Origin of the sequence: Seohaeicola nanhaiensis, from assembly GCF_042654245.1 — a bacterium.
In the GTDB taxonomy this organism is placed as follows: domain Bacteria; phylum Pseudomonadota; class Alphaproteobacteria; order Rhodobacterales; family Rhodobacteraceae; genus Seohaeicola_A; species Seohaeicola_A nanhaiensis.
The window spans coordinates 1-2,292 of record NZ_JBHSGI010000019.1 but is presented as its reverse complement, the minus strand read 5'-3'; the positions used below and the strand labels follow the sequence as shown (position 1 = coordinate 2,292).

The window sequence follows — 2,292 nt, the reverse complement described above, 5'->3', positions numbered from 1 at the left end:
GCCAGCGCCAGCGGGTGGAGCGGGGATGCACCTTCCTCGGTGGCCTGGCAGTGGTATTCCGGCGCGGCCGCGATCGACGGGGCCACCTCGGCGACCTATACGCCGGTGTCGGGCGATAACCTGTCCGGCATTCGTGCCGTCGCCACGCCCAGCGACACCTACCCGTCGCGCAGCTCGGCGAGCTATGTGGTGCGCTATGCGCCGCCGGCCGTGAATGCGGCCCCCTCGATCTCGGGAAGCCCGGTGGTCGGGCAGACCCTGACCGGCGTTCTGGGGACCTTCACCGGCTCGGGCCTCACGACCGAACACGTCTGGCAGGTGTCCGACGATGGCACGACGGGTTGGGCTGACACGGCGTCGACCGGTACGACCGGCCCCGTGATGGTCGAGGGTAAGTATTATCGCCTGGTCTCTTCGACCGCGAACAGCGGTGGTGCTGCAGTAATCGCGTCGGACGTGATCGGCCCGGCCGTGATCATCACGGCCCGGACCATCACCAGCGTGACCGCCGGCACTTGGACCGGCTCGGCCCAGCCTCTTACCATCGTCTCGGATGCGCAGGATGGCGACGACGTCTTCCTTGTGATCGTGCCCGAGGCCGACGACGCGCCGGCGCCGGAAGAGGTGGCGGCCGGCGAGGCGAATGGCGGAAGCGCACCGCTCGGGATTGTCACCGGCGTCTGGCCCGGCCCGTTCAGCGCCACGCTGGACCCCGGCGTCGCCCGCCAGAACGCGAAGGCCTATGCCGTCATCGACAATGGCGTCCTGTCCGAGGCTGTCGCCTCAGCCGCCTTCCTGGTGGACAGCACGGCCGCGATCCTGTCGAGCCTGATCGCCACGGCGGACGGGTCGGACATCGATGTGTCGGTGACCAGCAACGATGCCGTGGGCGAAATCTTCTTTGCTGTTCGTCTGAGCAGCAATCCGCAGCTCTCGGCCGAGAACATCATCAACGGCACCGGCGACGCTCTTGACACCGATAGCGACGACACGCCCGAGGCCGGCAGCGGCAACCTGGGCGGCTTCATCGGCTTGGCCGATGGCGCCTATGTGGTTGATGCCGTCCAAGTCGACGATCGCGGCAACGTGTCGGCCGTGGTCAGCTCGGCCGAGGTGACGGTGGCGAGCGCGCCAGCCTTCTCCGTCTTCCGGGTCGGGAATTTCCAGTCCAGCGGATATCTCGGGACCAACCCGACATTTCCCCTCAACCAGCCGGAAGTTCTCGCCGGGGACACGGTTTATATTTTCTATGGGCGCAACGCAATTCCTACGGCAATGTCCATCAACGGCAACCCTATGACGCCGGTTGAAAATAATGGAGGCACCAACGGGTTTGGCACCCACTGCTTCTCCTACGTTATGCCGGTCAACGGGACTTCCAGCGACGTCCTGAGCATAACCCTGGCAACCAGCACGAACGAGCACGCCATCGAGAAATGGGCAGTTCGGGGAAGCCACTCTCTGGTCAAGTTCAGCGCATATAGCGCGACCGGTTTCTCGACCAGCATCACGCCGACATCGGCGATGAATGCCATCCTTGGCGTATCCATCGGGAAATACCAGGTCAACTCTGTGACCTGGGGCGGCCTGACCGAAGTTGCTGATGGTCTCGCGGCAACAAACCACGTGACCAGCGCAAGGCTGGACAACGCACCGACCGGAAGCGCGACAGCCGTCACTGTCACCAATGAGGTGAACGACAGGTCTGGCCTCGTTCTGCTCGCAATCTCTGCCGAATAAAGGATCGCCTGATGTTCGAAATCATCGTTACCTGTGAGCAGACCGGTGTCGTCGAAGAGGTTACCGAGACCTTCAACGCAACCGGTTTGCGAATGGCGGTTCTGTCCGACCCGATCGGGCCGGATAGTGTATCTGTCGTCTCGCAGCCAGCTACCGGCCGGGCAGTCAATCGACCGGACGCAAAGGTCGGCGTCGACCTGCTGGACCAAGACCCGGATGGCAACCTGATCATCGTCTACGATCGTGAGAAGGATGGCGTCACTCAGCGCGTCACCGCGACGCTCATTGTCGCACCGGCCCCGGAGGTCAACGGCTGGGGTCTAGGGGATGGGTATTGCCCCCCATTCGACTACGCGACAGGCAAGACTATTGTGGAGCCGTCCCAGAACACCCGCCGCGTCTATGTCTCAAACGACGGCCTGACGGCTGCGGCGATTGCTTCGCTCGAGGGCGTCACCGAGGGCACGATCACGACCACCTGGCTAAGGGACAACCCGGCGACAGGAGCGGGCGGCCTCTACTATGGGGAAAGCGAAGACCTGCCGCTGAATG

The 2,292-nt window shown here is 63.9% G+C and carries 2 protein-coding genes; both read left to right on the top strand.

All coding sequences use genetic code 11. The annotated features are described in order from the left end of the window. On the top strand, positions 1–1,740 hold a 1,740-nt coding region (locus tag ACFO5X_RS14100), incomplete at its 5' end, for a hypothetical protein (protein WP_380718128.1). Positions 1,741–1,751: 11 nt separating this feature from the next. Continuing rightward, a partial coding sequence (locus ACFO5X_RS14095) for a hypothetical protein (protein ID WP_380718127.1) occupies positions 1,752–2,292 on the top strand: 541 nt, incomplete at its 3' end.